This is a genomic window from Fusibacter sp., assembly GCF_057447755.1.
In genome coordinates this window covers 1-16,680 of record NZ_JBVBZF010000043.1, presented here as the reverse complement: position 1 = coordinate 16,680, position 16,680 = coordinate 1, and the positions used below count along the sequence as shown (strand labels likewise).

Below are 16,680 nucleotides of genomic sequence, written 5' to 3'. Positions count from 1 at the left end.
TTGTTGCAAAATTTAATGATGAAAAAAGTGTAAATGTTAATATTCCAGTTGTTAAGATTTTAGTTAATTTCATGTTTAGAAACCCCCTTCGGTAAAAATGAATAATCAACGTTATTCTGTGTTTTTTTAGGTTTGCATTTAGAAACTTCAAAATTTTCAATTCGGTTGATTGTCACTGCACTAAAAACATTAAAAACATTTTGATCCAACTTACCAATATTATCATCCATCTGCTCTAGTGCTTCGACAACAGGAAGTTTACTTCGATAAGGCCTATCGCTATTGAGAGAATCGAAAAAATCAACCACCCTCAAAATACGAGCTTCTAAGCATATCTCATTTCCTTTTAAAGAAAGTGGATATCCCTTGCCGTTGTAATCCTCATGGTGTTGGAACATTATTGATTTGATTTCATCTGGAATCTGTAACATATTGGCTATGTCATTTGATAAACATACATGTTCTTTAATGTGTTCAAATTCAACTTGTGACAAAGTTCTTTCAGCATTTAAAATATCTGGGTTAAGTAATAGTTTTCCAAAGTCGTGGAAGAATGCAGCGATACCGACTTTCATAATATCATCTTCATTCAATCCTAGATCACGAGCTAAAAGTTCCGCATAAGATTGAGTTCTTATTAAATGTTGCGTCAACTTATGTAATTCTGCGATTTTGTAATTCATGTGAGATCTCCTTTCAAAAAGCGTCAGTCTGACGCTTAATGTGTCATACATCAAAATTCCTGATCAGCTCTGCAGCCATCAAATAATGTCATACATGATGAAGCGTCAGTCTGACGCTCCATCAGTTTATTGTATAACCAGTAATTACATGGGTGTTGTATATATGATTTTTACCTAAGATGCCAAATGTCTTATTTTCTTTGTAAACTACGAAAAAAGTTACATTGTCGAGAACATTGAAGTATTGATATTTAAAAATTTCGTCTGGGTCAGTTTCATTGGGGTTTCGTATTTTAACCCCAAACGAATTACCCAGATTATCTTTTGATGTAAATTTGAGTATAGAGTCGTTAATTTTATCTATGATAAGGCTGTCTTTATCTTCGCTAGAAAGACCGATATCGGCGATAGTAAAATACAGCTTATTTCCACTTGAATCATATCTGTATATTTGTTCATCTTGCGTATTAACATAGAATAAATTTCCGTTTGAACTAATTGTAAAGAAAAACGGCGGTAGCCATTGCCCTAATACTGGATCGTAGACATAGTATTTATCAAAATAAACAAGCAACAGAGCTGAAATACTTTCTCTATCAAAATTATTAAATTGACTATCCATAACATAGAAAAAGTCTTTAACGAGATTATTATGATCTACGATAATTTCATTTGATTCTCTTAAGTATCCCTCAGAAATATTTTCAACATTTGCCGAGTTAATAGATATATTTGATTTAAGAACTTTTGCACTAAATTTCGTTTTAATCTCAACACTCCTTTTGAGTGTAGATGTTGAAAAATAATTAAATGCTAGCACAAACACTGTTAGCAGTACAAAAGTCTTTACGATGGTTTTGTAAAATTTAGCAATCATTTAATCACCATAATTCTTACATATAGGGACAGTTAATTGATGAACGGTTCTTTTAAGGAGAACAGACATATCACCATTAAACATATTAGTTACCTTGCGATACATAGAAACATCTTGATCAACCACCTCGATATAGACAAAATCGCCTATATCGAGTGGTTTATCTAAAATTTGTGAATTGTCAAAATAAGAATCATAATAGCCACTTTCAATTTCATCATCAAGCCTTAAATTTACTTTAAGATTTCTATACTTAGACATTTCAGCTTCAAGATTGTTAAATAGGTGCGTATCGACAATTCCAGTATTACTAAATAATTCGCCATATTGATTTATAATATTTTCTTCATGCTGATACATCAAAAAGTTAGTTATCGCCAGAAATAAGATAATGGCTAATACAAAATCTTTAAAAAAATCAATAACGATAAGCAAATAATTAGCAAACATGTAATTCTCCTTTGAAGCGTCAGTCTGACGCTTAACTATTTAATCTATTATACCATAAAACAGACGCAAAAGCAACTTATTTTGATTGATCTGTTTTTCTGTAAACATAACTTATAACCTTACCATGAACATCTTTAGTAGACGTTTCAGTATAAAGCCCACTTGACGTTATATAAGCAGTTGGAGAAGCAACAGTATTTCCAGATGGATCTTGAACAGTCACGGTATAGCCACCGCTTACAGCGTTGTTGATCCTAACTAATACTAAATCACCATTAACAGTATCACCAGAGAGAACAGAGTTCAAACTCGCAGTGCTTGCCGTAGCATCACGCCCAATCCCAGAGGATAAAGAAAATTGAGGAACTAGAATCATCAAACATAAAGCTACTACTAAACCAAACACTAAAGCACTTTTAAAAAAATCACTTATCATTTTAAATCCTCCTATTAATTCAATGTACAAATAATTTTATTGAGTACATCACCTGTATACTCATAGACAACAGAATACGTGTCGTTGTAAGCAATCGGAAAAGAACTATAATCAAAATCTGTATTGATATATTGCTTAGTACCACCCGTATTAATAACAGTAACATTCACCCCACTTTCATCTTTGAAAAATCTAATAAACGCTATTACATCACTGCCGTAAACGTCAGATTTATCAATGTTAATCAAGGTTGAATATTCTATATCAGCAGAACTACTATCATAAGACTCAAGAATTGAAAACGTCTCGCCACTAAGTTTAAAGACGCTCAAAATGATCATACATAGCACAATCGCAAGTCCTAATAAAAATCCTTCAAACCAAAGTTTACTCATATCAAATACCTAACCCCATATTTATTTTAGAAAGTTGTAAAAAAGGATACATAACTTTAAAAAGAACAAGTCCCATGATCATGACAAACAAAAGTGATTGTTGTATTCCTAAAAGTTCCATTTCTTTAAGTTGTTTAGTTTCAATTCTCATAGAATTTGTGATGGATTTACTTTTAAGTCTCCTGACCACATTTTCCATTTTACCGTCATACGCAAGTATAACCTTTTCGAAAAAATGTCTTTCATTATCATCCAGACGACTCAAAAGCGTGTCTATACCATTTTTTTGAAGTTTCGACACATTGATTTTAATATTAACAAGTTCGTCCTTGTAATAATGAGAATCATCAATTAATTCAGAAATTAGAGTATTGAAATTAGAAGATTTAAGTGTGCCATGAAGCATAAATGTTTGTTCGAGTTTGAGAATTTCAAACTCTCTTTTATCCTTAATGCCTATTTTAGAAAAGGCAACGTGTAAATCTACAAATGAGAAACCTAATATAGCAATCACAACAAGATTAACCCATTTGATTTTAGAAGCATTAAAGTACATATTACACATGTCATAAATTTTATTAACAACAGAATCAATGGAATGAAAATCAATGTTTAAATCATTGAGAAAAACGTATTGTCTAATAGTGTCTTTAACAAGAGCAGATGAATCATGATCTAAAACAAGACTAGGATCTAAATGTCTCACAGAAAAATCAAACAGGAATATTTCTGTACTCTCCCCAGATGCCATAAGTTCGAGAGTTCTTCCAGAGTCCAAAAATTCATAGATTTGATCACTAACAATATTAAGTTTAAAAAAATGAAATCCAAAAAAACAGATAATTACAACAATCGTTACGATGTATTTAAACAAATAGTAAGATTTAACAGAATAAATGCTATTTCTTAAAGATTTAGAAATTCTGATATACCTTTTTGAATCTTCATGAGGAATCAAAAGGTGTTTGAAAAAGTTTTGAATCATCAGAGAGAAAGATTTATTGTGCTTTAAACGACCTCTGAAAAATGCAATTGATTTATCGCTTGAAAGAAAAATAAAAACGATCATCGCTGCTACTAGGAAAATAAGAAAATTCATATTATCACCCAATCTTTTTGAATTTATTCAAAGAAAAGAAACTATAAACACAAGTGGCAAACATACCTATATCAGCAGCGTTTAAAATAAATTTGTCAGTATCGCCAACGACTAATAAGTTATCAAGTTGAATATTCATGAAATCGAGAAAATAATCCCCTAGAAAAATACCAACAATACTCATGACAACCACAAGTGAAAGAAAAGCGTTTACTTGCCCTTTTTTTCTGATCAGAAATTCTTTAGAAATATCAATATTAAGTGCCAGTCTATCAAAAATCTCAATCAATTCCTTAGTAATGCCCTTTTCCCTAGCATCTACACAAAGATAAAGATACCTAGTAAAGAGATCAATTTCATACATTTTTGAAATGTCCTTAATTTTGTAATAAACATCATTGTCATTATCTCTTTTGAGTATATTAATAAGTTCGTCTATGTCACGTCTTAAGAATTTATCAAGCTCTGGTTTAATGGTGTTAAGCAAAGTAATGATATTGTTGTGGTATTCGATTTTTTCAACTGTGAATCTATAAAGCTTAGAAAGTTGTCTTGCCATTCTTGTACTAGCAATATTTTGAATAGTGCCAAACAACAGCATCACAATGCTTGCAAATAGAAAGATATACATAAAGCCATAGTAAAATTTGCTAGGCAATAAAAATGCAAACAAAGAGAAAACAGGCAGAATATACATGAGGTAAATTAGAATATTCATAGAGAGCAAGTCGTTTGAGCTTTCAGAATTAGCATTAATCGCCATAAGTGTATATTTAATTTTAATTTGAAGTTTTTTCAAAGTTACGGAACGTTCAACTAACTCAGCACCCTTTAGTTTTTTTTCAACTGTTGTAATTGCATTTCTGTAATTGTGTTGAAGTCGTCGTCTGCGGTAATAATCAATCACCAAAAGCAAACACAATGCAATTAATAAAAAAAGTAAAAATTTCATAAAAAACCCCATTCCTTAATTAAAGAGACTATCAATAAATACTGGATAATCAGAAGAAATCTCATTAAATTTGGTGATCCTTGAAACATATTCATCAGACGGTTTATTTAAAAATTTCCAGTCATCTAATGAACTGTCATATTTAACAATCTCAACGAGCTTATACGGTTCAATCATATGTTTATTCATCAATATTACTTTCTGCATTTCTTCAAGAGACATATCAAGGCTAATTATTAAAGGTTCTGAACGAACAATTTCATAAATACCAGTGCATATTACACGATTTGGATTTTTCTGATCCCTGTCAAGATGAATGATAAGGTCTAAGGATTCAATTAAATCATCCACAGCTTGTTCCTTAGTTTCATATTTTTTATGAAGGATCATTTTATCAACCATGTTCTTTACGACCATCTGTGGTGATTTTGAAAATGTGGTGGATATAACGCCAGAGTTTAAAGATTTAGAAAGTGAAATAAGTTGTGCAGCGTGTGTGGGGGTTACAATCTCACCAATAGATAAAAAACGTCTTGATTGTTTGTAAAAAAAATCAAGTAATTTATCAGCTTCATCCTCGATGTCAGCAAGCATCGTTATGACATTTAGATCTTCCAGTCGTTTAGATAATTTGGTTTCATCATTCGAATCTAAAAGACCAAGCCCATGACGGCGATCCATTTTATCAATCATAGATACCATCAAGGTTGTTTTACCTACATTTGAATTTGATCCAGTAATAAGACACCTTCCTAAACCTTTCATGTGAAAAGATAATAAATCTTTAATTTCAGAAGAAATCGTTTTCTTCTCAACCAAACTTTCAAGAGACATAAACTTGTTATTAAAAATTCTCTCGTTATAATAAAGGTTTCCACTCGGTGCATTTTCATAACCGACAACAACTACCCTAGAGCCATTAGGCTTATCTTTTACAATTCTGGAAAGAGACATATTGAAAAGATTGTTAGTGTTATTTTGCGCAATTTGTTTTAGATCCTCAAACGATGGTACAGTAAGAAATTTTAGATAGTACGAATTTTCATTAATAATCACATAGATAAAATTGACACTCGTGAAGCCTACGTCGGATACGTTTTGATATCTTAAAGAGTCAATAGCACCATCACCGTTAGAATAGATATATAAGAGTAGTGCAATGAATGCAAATTTCTTATTATTTAAGGTGTCAGATGATTCAAATAGACATTTAATTTCATTTTCATACTTAATGGCTAGATTGTTAATATCATCCGTTGTGATCACATAATTTAGATCATTATCTTCAATAATCTCTGAAAGTTCTTTGTGTTTTAAAAGCATTTCAAAAATGATATGGGGATCGTTATTAGTGATAGTGTCAAAATCAATGAGAGATAAATAATCAGCTTTTTGTTCATCACTCATATTCATGATTATTTGAAGATAATAGAAGGATATATAATCTCTTGACGCTAAATCGTAGTTAGCCTTTTCTCTTACACTTTGTATTAATGTAAGTTCTTCTCTGGCTTTTTCAGTGGTAATGTTTTTAATTTTTCGGAACACATCAGCATTTTCAAAGCTATTCGAAAAGTCACCCGAAACAACCTTAATTCTGCTTATTTGATTTTCCATTTATTTAACCATCCTTTATTTTGAACGACAACAGCTTTGTCACCAAGAAGAAAATCAACAAGATTATTCAAAGCGCTAACATAATTGGAATCAGTATTTTTGTTGAGTGTATATAAAATTGCGTGGTCGTTCGAATCATTTAAAACGTCTTGTGAAAAAGGAATCACGAATATCTCTTTACAATTGAATTTATGAGACTTAAAATCATCCATAAGATCCTTAGAAGAAAAATGAATATTTTCATCAAAACGATTTAAAATTGGTACGAGCTTGTCAGCAAAATTGTAATCAAAGTGCTTAAGCTCCTTTTTAGATTGAGAGAAGATATGAAACACATAGTCACTACCACTTAAAAAGTCGTTGCTAAAATCTTTTCGATAATTAAGATCCACAATAACATGGTCAAAATATTTGTTTGCATCTGACAATAAATTACCGATTACAGTTTGATCAAGTTGTGTAATACTTGACGCTGCCATGATAAAAAGGTTCTTTTCTTTTGTCTCATGAACACATCTTAAAAAATCGTTTTTTGATTTGATATTTTTAATAGCAAGCTCATTAACATAATTATCAATTCCATTAGTGATAGAACCTGATTTACAAAGGAAATAATTGATTTCAGAAAAGTTAGAATCGTGCGTATCAATAAGCAAAGTTTGTTGACCTCTTAGAGCAATCATCTGTGCTACATGAATAGCGAGTGTGGATTGACCTAAGCTTCTCCGATGTGATTTAAAAGTGATGATCATAATATCGCTCCTTTCAAAAAGCGTCAGTCTGACGCTTCGATTTTATTATTATTGGTCTTGGGGTTTGATACAGACTCTTGACTATCTTCTGACGTTGAAACATTCTCTACCTCACCGTTGAAATTAACCTCTGGAAATTCGTTCGATAGTTCAGCTCCGAAGGCCCTATGTTCAAATACGTTTTTAGAAAAAGTGATAGGCGTACTCGGTTGGCTCTCGTCTATATACTTTTGAGTATCTAATATTCCTAATTTACTCGCTAATCTCGCAAGCTCTCGTTCGTTGTCATCAAGTTCAAGTATGATAATAAAGTCTTTTGCATCTTCTCTATTAGCGGGATTAGAATTATTTACTACACTGGTAGAACCATCTTCATTAGACACAATTTCAGTGTAAGGAGATTTAACGTCCTTGATTTTGACTTTAGAAAGGACCACATCAGCAGTACCATCATCATAATTGACAGAAACATCAACCAAGTTACCAATTTTCACAGTATCACCAACTAAGTACCTTACACGAACCTCAACTTCTCTATCCGAATCAAGTAATTTATCATCTTCACTAGATAACCAAGAACTCATGATGCTTTGATTTAAAAAAAGTTCGTTTCTTGAAAATTTGTTTTGTAGATCAGAATAGTTTGAAACTTCAAACCCTGTAAGAAATTTTTCAGGTACGATTTCCTCAGTGAAATATTCACTCATGTTTTCGGTAGTAAACACTGTGTAAGCCGGTATTCTTTCAACTTTTGGCACAATGACAATTTTAGTGGACCACGAAGTTTGATCATAGAGCAATCTTAGTTCGGTTGTTTTGCTATCAAGAAGTTTTGGGATTTTAACCTTATTGTAATACGTAGAAGATGCCAATAATGAAAAAATGGCTGCAATACTGATAAATGTAATTAATCTAATGTTTTTAATATTCATAAATTACCTCTTAAGTTTATTTAAAAAAGTTAGTTTATCTTTAAAAGAATCAATCAGACTTGTTGAAGCGTCAGACTGACGCTTAGAGTCATTTTGAGAAACTGGAATAAATTGATTAATAAAGTCGCCTAAACCATAGCTGAAATTGTCAAAAGCATCTGGGTGATGTATTGGATTTTTATTGCATATTTTGGCATAATCTATCAAATCAACAGTAGTGAATTTGTTAGTGTTTAGAATTTCTTTAAGATGCAGTAAAGATGCGTTTTCGTTCATTTTATTCAATACATAGTCAAAATTAGTACCTCTGTTAATCAAATCGTTTATACCGTCAGTCAATCTAATAATTTTATGGACCTCTGGGTCGATAACGAGCAAATTAATTATTGATTGGTTTAAAAGGTCACTTAAAGCATGATCAAAAAAACGAGTTCCAAAATCAATGACAATAAAATCAGAATCAAACATCAGTTTAACAATATTAGAAATGTCACTTTCAACAAAGGTGTTAGGGAACACTGGTAAAAATCTAATATTTTTATAAATAATACAGTTTTCGTAATCAATAACATTATTAGTGGCAATGTCAGAAAGAGCATCATATTTTACAGCGTCATGATCATTAAAAAACTTGTGAAAATTCAAATAATCATATACATAAGAATTAATAGATGAATTTTCAAGATAAGTTACAGCATAGCCCATAATTGAAAGTTTGCTTGCTAGAGTTAAAGCCGTAGTCGTTGTTCCAGTTCCACCCAATCCCCCAACTGATATTAGTTTAGTCTGAAATCTTTTAAACCCTTTCTGCTTGAAAGAAAAATAAACAGGCTCATTTTTTTCAACAACATTCTCTATTATCGGATCTGATGGTTTTTCAATTTCAATAGGTTCATCATGATTAACAACTTGCTCGATAACCTTTTCTTTTTCAGCTTTAAATTCAGCTCTATATTCCGCTTCTTTAAGAGTTATGATGTTTTCGATCTTTTGCTTAAGTTTGGCGTAATCTCCATCAAAATAAAGAATTTCAACGCCAGAAAGATGTGTGGCAGCTTGTTCTTTGAAAAATATAGATTCATCAACAATCGCAAAAGTGTAACCCTCAAAACTTTCAATACTTTTAAGTTCGTTAAAAGTTGATATGTTTTTAGCCAAAATCATGTTAAGAGGAAAATCTTGAATAGTATTCCAATGAGATTCATTTTCTAAAATGGTTAGGACAAGAACATCAAACATATAACACCTACTTTTCTTTACTTGATAAAATATTCAAAATTGATTATAATGAGTATGACATAATATAAGCACGCAACTTAATACGTCACATAATGTGGCATACATGAAAATGTGTGTTTATTGAATTGTTAATGTGAGATTTTAGGAGAAAACCTTTGCGAGAGGTTTTTCTCCATTTTTTGACCTTAATAAGAATCAAACCACGTGGGTGTTGGCTGATTGTCTAGTTTAATATCTTGTTTTTTAGATAAGTCAATATTTTCACTAGAAGGTGTACTTGTACCTAACGTATCGAACCATGAAGGTTCAATGGTAGGTTTAATCTCAATATCTTGCTTAATTTCAATTTTTAAATTATCGGGTTCAATATTAGAAGTCGTTTCAACATTGACTTCATCATCTATAATTGTAGTTTTGCGTTGTAGTCGAAGATCAACTCCTTCATCAAATAAAAGTTTGATCTCATTAACATCAGCTCTAGGCACAATTAATGATTTCCAATATTCATATTGAACTTTTTTAATAAGTGCTGGACGTCTATTAAGCTGATCAATGATCATATCTTCAACAGGTTTTGATTTAACTTCTTCTGAATACATGACCTTTCTTTCCTTAAACGACTCACTAATCGTTTTGCTCTCGCCGTTCTTGGTGTGTTTATCCTTACTACCCGAATTGATTTTAATAGTTTTTCTACCGAGTAAATCTTCAACATATTCTGCATCTTCTTTAGCTGCACCCAAAATGATAAAGGTATTTGAATTAGCAAATATAGATTCTTTTCTTTCTTCTCCATAAAGTGTTACAGGCTGTGACAAATCTTGCCAGATTAGCATGAGCTTAATATTAAAAGATCTCATATTAGAAAGTTTTTGATCAAGACCATTTATAGCGCCAAGCGAAAATTTTTCATCTAAAATCATATAAAATTTATTTGGCAATTTCGAACCTTCGTGTTTAGCAGCGGTTTTATAAAGTGTAGAAAACATGTTGTTGATCGTAACATTCAAAATAGGAGAAAAAGTTGGATCGTTAGGATCAAAGAACGTATAAATAGCAATAGGTCTTTTTGATTTAGTGCCAATAACATTAAAATCAACGGTGGATTTCTCAGTAAATTTTTTTATAACGGTGTAGTTAAAAAACATGAGGTCAATAGAAAGACCGCCTAAAATACCATCCCTCAAAGAACCATCAATTTTAAGCCAACTTTGGTAAAGTGCAAGCGTGATGCCTTGTAGATTGTTTTTTGTATGAAAAAACGGCGCCAGTTCTGGATCTGTTACGTTGTTGTCATTAAAAACAGTTATAACACCTTCCATCGTATGAAGTTCTGGGTCTAAATAATGGATCGCATAAGAAAATGCAAACTGCACGAATAAAATAGCTCCATTAATCCAAATTTCATTGCCTGTACTTGTTTTAGATCCACCGTTAGCTCTTAAAGTATGGATCATATTTCTTGCAACTCTAGCGATATCTTGTTCTTCTACAATGTAATCTAGGGGGTTTGTTTGATCTCCACGTTTAAATGTTAAAAAGTCAAATATCCAAATATCATAAGATGCCTTTAAGAGAAAATTAGCAGTCAATTCATAGTTTTCCATTTTAGGATCGCCAAAGAAAAAATGTGGCATATTTGAAACGTCCATGTATTCAATAGCTTCTCTATCTTGATTTTCAAAATCAAACCTTTTGCAAGACTTCACATAGGTACTTTTAGGAAATTGCCTTTTATATTCAAGTTGAAAATGCGAATCTGTAAGATGAAAAATATTTGGCATTACAATAGCTGTACTTTTCCACTGACCAGAAGGACCTAAAACATTAACGTTTGAATTAACAATATTTTGATTTTCTGGCTGAACTAAATATGTTCGGTTTAAATCAAACGATTCTTCAATTTCAGAACCTAACAACCATCCAATCTTATCGCCAGTGCCATAATTAGCAGCTAATTCCTCGGATGTTTGCCATTTCATAGATCCGTGAGAAGTATTATCTGTTTCCTCAAAATCTTCTTTAATTTTGAGTTTGTCTTTTTTGAGATAAAAAAGTATGTTCTGATAAACAATAAAAACCCACATCAAAAGTGAAATGACCTTATTTTGAAAAAGAGACGTGTAAGTTTTAAAATTGAGAATGTCAGAAATATTTGGAAAACGAGAAAAAATATCAAGATGGAGAACAGCCGTTATAAATGTTTCTAAATTATAATTAGCATTATAAATATTCAATATTAACATCCTTAAGTAAGCTGTAACATTTGACAAAACTAAGATTAAAACTACGTTCAAAATTAGCATTCTTTTAAATTTTGATTTGCTCATATAAAACACCTTTCACCAATATGAAATGATACCACACAAAAGCATGTTGTTCAATTGTCAATGATACTCATAGGTTATAAGGTCAAATAGATTGATTGAATAACCCTTTATTTGAAAAAATTTAAGAATTGATAATGCTATTCTTATATCTGTAAAAGAACCTTGTTTGTATCTATAAATTCTAATAGGCTTTACGCCAATAAAAGAAGCTAATTCAACAGCATCGACACTCTCAATTAATTTATGATTCAAGCGTACAATCAGATCGCTTTTATCCTTAACTAATTTCTTATTACACGGCTTTCTTCGATGGCAGTTAAATATAACAATAGAAAAATCGTCATTTTTGAAATTATAAAGTTCTTCCAGATTATCAATGTCAACATTTTTAAATTTGAGATAAGAAAAAAAGATAATCGCAATTCTAATATCAAGGATCGGTTTTTGTAATGAAATTCTCGACATAAAATTTCTATAAGTTTTCAAGTCATCATTTGAGTAAAAATCTTTCGATACATCAGCTAACTTATCCGCAGTATTCAAAAAAAATGATTTGTAATTGTTCTCAAGACGAATATTTTTATAGTTCATGATATCACTCCTAAATATATTTTGACCTGTTGAGTATATCATTAAACTTCAAAATTGATAAGTGAGAAATGAAGCGTCAGACTGACGCTCCATTTTATTAAAATGGTACGTCATCATCGTCCTCAAAATTAGAAAAATCGGTATTGCCAAAGCTAAAGTCATCTGCTGTAGTTCCAGAATTTGAATTAGGCTTTGCATTGGCATTTTCACCCCATTCTAAAAATTCAACTCTATTCGCTAAAACTTCAGTGGTATACTTCGTTTCACCGTCTGGGCCTTTAAAAGAACCCGTTTGAATAGATCCTTGAATAGCGACTAACTTACCTTTTGCTAAATACTTAGCTGAATTTTCTGCTTGCTTTCCCCAAACGACAATTCTAATAAAATCAGCCGTAGGCTTGCCCTGTGATTCAAATTCCTGCTTTTTCTCTCTAGTGAGTCCCTTGTCTACCGCTAAAGTAAAATTAGCAACAGTCATGCCACTGCCTTCAATAGATCTTAGTTCTGGATCACGAGCTAATCTGCCGATTAAAATTACCGAATTCATTTAAAATCCTCTCTTTCATATAATATATGTACATATATAATGATACCATAAAACAACATCAAAAACAAGTAAACAACAGAAAAATACACAATAATATTTAAAAAAATATGTAATAAAATATATATCTAAAACCATCTTTCCGCAAAATTAAGAATAGCATTGAAATGCTCTAATGTTATATCATAAACGTTCAAAATTACGTCAATATCAATTCCAGAAGCAAAGTCATGCAAAACATCACGATAATTTATATCGCACTGGAAACCATCATATTCATTCACAAAAGCACCCCCAGTCTCTACATTAACATTATAAAATACTTTTAAAAAAATAACCCCGATGTTAATCGGGATTATTTGAGTTAGCTTTGTGAAGTGTGTTCGTCGTTTGGGGGGCGAAACCCCATAAAAGCATTTCAAAAGGGCGGTGGGTGGGGAAGTATAGTATTTAGAATAATTTTGAACGATATAGCACAATGGAATGAACCGAGTAAAGCTAAAACCCTTTAGCTTCGCTTGGTGTAATGAAGTGAAGCAGTATCGCTTGCTGTAGGGGGTCAAGAAATTATTTTCAATTATTTGCAAAGCTAAAAATTTAAAAAAATTACTTGATGCCTGAAAGTTAAACACGTCATACAAAAACCGCCTTTTCTCCAGGCGATCGAGCAACAAAATGTCATACGTGAAATTTATGGCCAATCGCATTATGATATTCAAAGTGACATACAAATTTCTAACTGGCAAGCGGAGCTGCGAGAAAAAAGTGTCATCCCAAAATGGCTTGAAAGAAAAATAAAAGTGTCATACATTTAATTTTCCTGAAGAACCGGATCAGGAAAGAACATGTCATACATTAATCATTTTTAAAGATGCTTTTTAGATTTTCTATTGTTTCTATATCTTTTGATTTGATTACTCCATCGTCATGAACTACGTAGTTACGATGTTTTTCTAGGTAAAACGTTTTTTCGAACAGATTAATATTATCAAGCAATCTAAATCTCCCCCAGATTCGTTCCATTTTCAAATAAGTGTCTGGTGGTTCATGTTTTCTGTTGATTTTAGAAGGTTTAAAATTCCATGTTTTTCGAAATGCCTTATAAATACTTCTCTCAATTTCCCATGCTTTCATTTTCGCATCTGCTTCATTAGACAATTTTATAGAACTTAAAAATTGATCCTTTAGACTTTCAGCTCTCATTTGATTATAAGATACAATTTCAATGTTTATTTTATCGACAAGAACACCAAGTTCAACTAAGGTTTTAGGATATTTCATGTAAGCCCACGGTGTTTGATGATTGCCTGTATCTAAAATAAACATATCGAGAATTTTATCAATACCGTTGTACTTAAAAAGAATTTTAGAGTTATCAAAGTAGACATTAAGTTGTTCCGATACACGTTTTATTGATTCAATTAAAGGTTTGGTCTGTTCAATCTGTTCAAGCTGCAAATTAATAGCATTATTAATTTGAACGTGCTTATTGTCTATTAATTCAATATAAAGGCTTTGCTCCTCATGACTATTCACACTATTGGATAGAGAGAGTAATTTGTTTTTAAAATCGAGTAGTTCTGATTCGTTTTCTTTAAGTTTATTAAGATGGGTGCGTAAATTAGTAATAGCATTACTGGATAAAGAAAACGACAACAACATATTTTCAGAAAAATCATTAATCAATTGATTTTTAGATTCAAATAGTTCACTACAAATCATTTCAAATTTGAGAGCAGATGAAAAAAGCATTTTGTCAGATGGCTCGTTACTTACTCTAGTGACATTAATCTGATTTTTAGACAAATTATCAAATTCTGTATCTGAGTTTCTTAACAAGAGATATTTCATAGCCGTTTGCGTCAACATAATAACTTTAGACTTACCATTGAATATTTTAATAGATACTAGATTCAATTCTTCAAGTTGTTCTATAATCCTACGAGCATTTTTAATATTTTTGTTGAATTGTTCAAGCAAACAATAGTTACCAGAATTATATATTTTAAAAAGAATGTCCTTGAATTTAATTTCTGCATAAGCATAAGAAATTGGATCAATAATATCGTCTCTTATAATGTATTTCATGTTACCTCACTTTCATGAATAAGATTAGGCAGTATCCATTCTATCGCAATTAAGATAATTAAATGCAATATCATGTTTCATTTCCATTATTTCATCGTCATAAGATTTACCGACAGATTCAACAGCAACTAGACTTCCATTTTGGACAATCATTGCATCTACACAAGTTTCTAAAGTAAGCTCTGGAAAATCAAATTTTAGTTGTGCGACAATTTGATTTTCTGGAATCCAAGTTTCCCTCACGTCAACATCATAAGAAAAATACATATCAGTCAATTTCAAATCATGGTAAAGGTGATTGTTTTGAACTTTCGGAAAAAATTGAGTCCCTAAATTCTCTTTAGAATATTTTTTCCCCTTAATTTCAAGTTTGATAATATCACGAGTTTTTCCATTAACAACCTCTTTAGATATTGAGATATATTTAGAGTTAGCAAGTTTATTAATCCTATCATCATTCAAGCCTAAGTGTGATTTAATTTGTTCTCTGGAAGATAAACCAGTACGTGATAATTGTTTGATCAGTGATATGTCTTTTGATGTTAATACTTTAATAAATTTTGATGATTTACCCCTTGCCATGATTCACCTTCTTTAAAATAATTTTGTGAGGATATTTTCTTAAAATGATTTTCATACCGCAATTATTCGAAAGATAATTGCAAATGAAATCAAATGAAAAATTTTTAAAATCTGTACCATTTTGATTTTTAATTGCATTTGAATGAAGTTCGTAAGTTTCAATGATAAGAAAATTAGATGTAATTCTATAAAGCTCATTTAAAACAAAACACATGTTAATTTCATCTATAAACATAAGTACATAATTACATAAAGTAATGTCTGAAAAATTATCTGGCAAAGGTATACCATTAGTAATGTCGTTTCGAAAAAAAGTGAATGAGAAATCATTAATATTAAAATTTGGATTTGGCGTGTTCCAATCAACGCCATACAAATTTTTAAAACCTATTGAATTAAAAAGTCTTAAGTTTCTTAAGTGACCACATCCGATATCACAAACATTCATATTGATATTCAACTCATTATAAAAATGATTTAAAAAATATAGATTGAAATCAGAATAATAATTTCTTAAATGATTGAATTTTGCTTTCAAGTAGTCCCCCTTCAAATTCATGCTTGAATGAAAAATAAATTTATTGTAGTCGGTCAGACGAGATTTATTTAGTTTGGTCGGTCAGACCGTTATTGTTTTAAACCGTAGTCGGTCAGACGAGATTTATTAAATTTGGTCGGTCAGATTATTATCTTTTGATCTTATCTTTTGTTCTTATCTTTTGATCTTATCTTTTGATCTTATCTTTTGATCTTATCTTTTGATTTTATCTTTTGATCTTATCTTTTGATCTTATCTTTTGATCTTATCTTTTGATCTTATGTTTCGCCGTAGGGGTGAGAATTAGGTCAACAATTTTGTGAACAAAGTGAACAAAATAGTGAATACTTTGAGCTTGCGAAAAGGATTCTGTTGACCGCCCGATTCGGTTCAAAACTCAACTTGTTGAGCTTGATTCGTAGCACAGCGAAGAATTTTTGATACCGCACAACTGCCCAAAGTGAAAGAATACTTTGAACGGAAGTGAAAAGTGTTCTGCACAGTTTGGTGCAAGTTGTAATCGGGAATCTCACCCCTACGCATAAAAAAGCACACGAGGTACGTGTGCTTTTTGT

At 31.2% G+C, this 16,680-nt stretch carries 18 protein-coding genes; all 18 read right to left on the bottom strand.

Going from position 1 to position 16,680, the window contains the following annotated elements; translation table 11 throughout:
- Positions 1-59: 59 nt before the first annotated feature.
- The gene (locus AC220I_RS08370; protein ID WP_486723365.1) at positions 60-683 is read right to left on the bottom strand and encodes an HD-GYP domain-containing protein; all 624 of its coding nucleotides are present in this window, start codon (positions 681-683) and stop codon (positions 60-62) included.
- A 121-nt stretch (positions 684-804) separates the two neighbouring features.
- Complete coding sequence (locus AC220I_RS08365) at positions 805-1,560, bottom strand: hypothetical protein (RefSeq protein ID WP_486723364.1); 756 nt, start codon at positions 1,558-1,560, stop codon at positions 805-807.
- Positions 1,561-2,010 carry a hypothetical protein gene (locus AC220I_RS08360; RefSeq protein ID WP_486723363.1) on the bottom strand — a complete coding sequence of 150 codons (450 nt, stop codon included), beginning with the start codon at positions 2,008-2,010 and terminating at the stop codon, positions 1,561-1,563.
- Positions 2,011-2,086: 76 nt separating this feature from the next.
- Positions 2,087-2,386, bottom strand: coding sequence for a hypothetical protein (locus AC220I_RS08355; RefSeq protein ID WP_486723362.1), 300 nt, complete (start codon positions 2,384-2,386; stop codon positions 2,087-2,089).
- A 74-nt stretch (positions 2,387-2,460) separates the two neighbouring features.
- Positions 2,461-2,841, bottom strand: coding sequence for a hypothetical protein (locus AC220I_RS08350; protein ID WP_486723361.1), 381 nt, complete (start codon positions 2,839-2,841; stop codon positions 2,461-2,463).
- A gap of 1 nt (position 2,842) precedes the next feature.
- Entirely contained in the window at positions 2,843-3,910 is a 1,068-nt protein-coding gene (locus AC220I_RS08345; RefSeq protein ID WP_486723360.1) for a hypothetical protein, read from the bottom strand.
- A 34-nt stretch (positions 3,911-3,944) separates the two neighbouring features.
- Positions 3,945-4,892: a hypothetical protein gene (locus AC220I_RS08340; protein ID WP_486723359.1), complete on the bottom strand. Its 948-nt coding sequence runs from the start codon at positions 4,890-4,892 to the stop codon at positions 3,945-3,947.
- Between the two features lie 15 nt (positions 4,893-4,907).
- Positions 4,908-6,509 (bottom strand): P-loop NTPase family protein, encoded by a 1,602-nt coding sequence (locus AC220I_RS08335; RefSeq protein WP_486723358.1) that lies wholly within the window; start codon positions 6,507-6,509, stop codon positions 4,908-4,910.
- Positions 6,494-7,261, bottom strand: a complete 768-nt coding sequence (locus tag AC220I_RS08330; protein ID WP_486723357.1) for a CpaE/TadZ family protein — start codon at positions 7,259-7,261, stop codon at positions 6,494-6,496. The genes AC220I_RS08335 and AC220I_RS08330 overlap by 16 nt, the downstream gene beginning before the upstream one ends.
- A 23-nt stretch (positions 7,262-7,284) precedes the next feature.
- On the bottom strand, positions 7,285-8,193 hold the full coding sequence (locus AC220I_RS08325; protein ID WP_486723356.1) for a hypothetical protein: 909 nt from the start codon (positions 8,191-8,193) through the stop codon (positions 7,285-7,287).
- A 3-nt stretch (positions 8,194-8,196) separates the two neighbouring features.
- Positions 8,197-9,432: a hypothetical protein gene (locus AC220I_RS08320; protein ID WP_486723355.1), complete on the bottom strand. Its 1,236-nt coding sequence runs from the start codon at positions 9,430-9,432 to the stop codon at positions 8,197-8,199.
- A gap of 185 nt (positions 9,433-9,617) precedes the next feature.
- Positions 9,618-11,762 carry a type IV secretory system conjugative DNA transfer family protein gene (locus AC220I_RS08315; RefSeq protein WP_486723354.1) on the bottom strand — a complete coding sequence of 715 codons (2,145 nt, stop codon included), beginning with the start codon at positions 11,760-11,762 and terminating at the stop codon, positions 9,618-9,620.
- 57 nt (positions 11,763-11,819) lie between these two features.
- Positions 11,820-12,353, bottom strand: coding sequence for a hypothetical protein (locus tag AC220I_RS08310; RefSeq protein ID WP_486723353.1), 534 nt, complete (start codon positions 12,351-12,353; stop codon positions 11,820-11,822).
- A gap of 97 nt (positions 12,354-12,450) precedes the next feature.
- The gene (locus AC220I_RS08305; protein ID WP_486723352.1) at positions 12,451-12,900 is read right to left on the bottom strand and encodes a single-stranded DNA-binding protein; all 450 of its coding nucleotides are present in this window, start codon (positions 12,898-12,900) and stop codon (positions 12,451-12,453) included.
- 125 nt (positions 12,901-13,025) lie between these two features.
- Entirely contained in the window at positions 13,026-13,181 is a 156-nt protein-coding gene (locus AC220I_RS08300) for a hypothetical protein (protein WP_486723351.1), read from the bottom strand.
- A gap of 571 nt (positions 13,182-13,752) precedes the next feature.
- On the bottom strand, positions 13,753-14,985 hold the full coding sequence (locus AC220I_RS08295) for a hypothetical protein (protein ID WP_486723350.1): 1,233 nt from the start codon (positions 14,983-14,985) through the stop codon (positions 13,753-13,755).
- 24 nt (positions 14,986-15,009) lie between these two features.
- The gene (locus AC220I_RS08290; RefSeq protein WP_486723349.1) at positions 15,010-15,567 is read right to left on the bottom strand and encodes a hypothetical protein; all 558 of its coding nucleotides are present in this window, start codon (positions 15,565-15,567) and stop codon (positions 15,010-15,012) included.
- Positions 15,554-16,105, bottom strand: a complete 552-nt coding sequence (locus tag AC220I_RS08285; RefSeq protein WP_486723348.1) for a class I SAM-dependent methyltransferase — start codon at positions 16,103-16,105, stop codon at positions 15,554-15,556. Before AC220I_RS08285 ends, AC220I_RS08290 begins: the two co-directional genes overlap by 14 nt.
- Between the last annotated feature and the right edge of the window lie 575 nt (positions 16,106-16,680).

Excerpts from the sequence above, each read along its gene's own strand:
- AC220I_RS08370 (WP_486723365.1), bottom strand. The coding sequence starts at position 683 with ATGAATTACAAAATCGCAGAATTACATAAGTTGACGCAACATTTAATA.
- AC220I_RS08365 (WP_486723364.1), bottom strand. The coding sequence starts at position 1,560 with ATGATTGCTAAATTTTACAAAACCATCGTAAAGACTTTTGTACTGCTA.
- AC220I_RS08360 (WP_486723363.1), bottom strand. The coding sequence starts at position 2,010 with ATGTTTGCTAATTATTTGCTTATCGTTATTGATTTTTTTAAAGATTTT.
- AC220I_RS08355 (WP_486723362.1), bottom strand. The coding sequence starts at position 2,386 with ATGATTCTAGTTCCTCAATTTTCTTTATCCTCTGGGATTGGGCGTGAT.
- AC220I_RS08350 (WP_486723361.1), bottom strand. The coding sequence starts at position 2,841 with ATGAGTAAACTTTGGTTTGAAGGATTTTTATTAGGACTTGCGATTGTG.
- AC220I_RS08345 (WP_486723360.1), bottom strand. The coding sequence starts at position 3,910 with ATGATCGTTTTTATTTTTCTTTCAAGCGATAAATCAATTGCATTTTTC.
- AC220I_RS08340 (WP_486723359.1), bottom strand. The coding sequence starts at position 4,892 with ATGAAATTTTTACTTTTTTTATTAATTGCATTGTGTTTGCTTTTGGTG.
- AC220I_RS08335 (WP_486723358.1), bottom strand. The coding sequence starts at position 6,509 with ATGGAAAATCAAATAAGCAGAATTAAGGTTGTTTCGGGTGACTTTTCG.
- AC220I_RS08330 (WP_486723357.1), bottom strand. The coding sequence starts at position 7,261 with ATGATCATCACTTTTAAATCACATCGGAGAAGCTTAGGTCAATCCACA.
- AC220I_RS08325 (WP_486723356.1), bottom strand. The coding sequence starts at position 8,193 with ATGAATATTAAAAACATTAGATTAATTACATTTATCAGTATTGCAGCC.
- AC220I_RS08320 (WP_486723355.1), bottom strand. The coding sequence starts at position 9,432 with ATGTTTGATGTTCTTGTCCTAACCATTTTAGAAAATGAATCTCATTGG.
- AC220I_RS08315 (WP_486723354.1), bottom strand. The coding sequence starts at position 11,762 with ATGAGCAAATCAAAATTTAAAAGAATGCTAATTTTGAACGTAGTTTTA.
- AC220I_RS08310 (WP_486723353.1), bottom strand. The coding sequence starts at position 12,353 with ATGAACTATAAAAATATTCGTCTTGAGAACAATTACAAATCATTTTTT.
- AC220I_RS08305 (WP_486723352.1), bottom strand. The coding sequence starts at position 12,900 with ATGAATTCGGTAATTTTAATCGGCAGATTAGCTCGTGATCCAGAACTA.
- AC220I_RS08295 (WP_486723350.1), bottom strand. The coding sequence starts at position 14,985 with ATGAAATACATTATAAGAGACGATATTATTGATCCAATTTCTTATGCT.
- AC220I_RS08290 (WP_486723349.1), bottom strand. The coding sequence starts at position 15,567 with ATGGCAAGGGGTAAATCATCAAAATTTATTAAAGTATTAACATCAAAA.